Annotated in this window: 1 protein-coding gene; it reads right to left on the bottom strand. The window is 32.9% G+C overall.

Annotated elements, in window-relative coordinates; genetic code table 11:
• The coding region (locus CQA75_RS08960; RefSeq protein ID WP_137624609.1) for a phage tail tape measure protein at positions 1-568 on the bottom strand (568 nt) is incomplete at both ends.

The raw sequence follows: 568 nt of genomic DNA, 5'->3' as shown, positions 1-568 counted from the left end.
AAAAAAGGCTTTTACTTTATCCCAGTTCATTATTACCAAAGCAGCAATAGCAGCAATAGCCATAAGAGCAAGTCCTATAGGATTAGTTAGAAAGGCAACCTTTAATATATTAAAAGCAATCCTTATAGTATTAATGGTAAAGGCAAATTGTATCCCTGCTAATTTTGCCACCAAAAAACCTACTTTTAAAGCACTTAAAGTCACACTAGCTGTGGTCAAAGCAACCACTAAAGTGCCTATAACTTTACTTAAATTTGGAAAAGCGTCGATCATTTCTCTTACGAAATTGATTAAAGATGAAATGCTGTCCATTATTTTTACCAAGGCAGGTGCTAAAGCTTCTCCGATACTAGCACTAAGATTGGACATAGAAGTGCTAAGCTGCGTAAAAGAAGAATTGGTGCTTGAACTTATCTTTTTAAACTCGTCATTTAAAGCACCTATTTTTGTATTTTTTAAAGATTTTAAAGCATTTTCATATTTGTCCGTATTATCGACTAAATTTTGCATCATACCTGCAGCACCTGTTCCAAAAACTGAATTTAAAAAATCTGTCATTTCATCTTTT

Origin of the sequence: Campylobacter taeniopygiae (genome assembly GCF_005406225.1) — a bacterium.
In the GTDB taxonomy this organism is placed as follows: Bacteria; Campylobacterota; Campylobacteria; order Campylobacterales; family Campylobacteraceae; genus Campylobacter_D; species Campylobacter_D taeniopygiae.
This window is presented reverse-complemented; position numbering and strand designations above follow the sequence as displayed.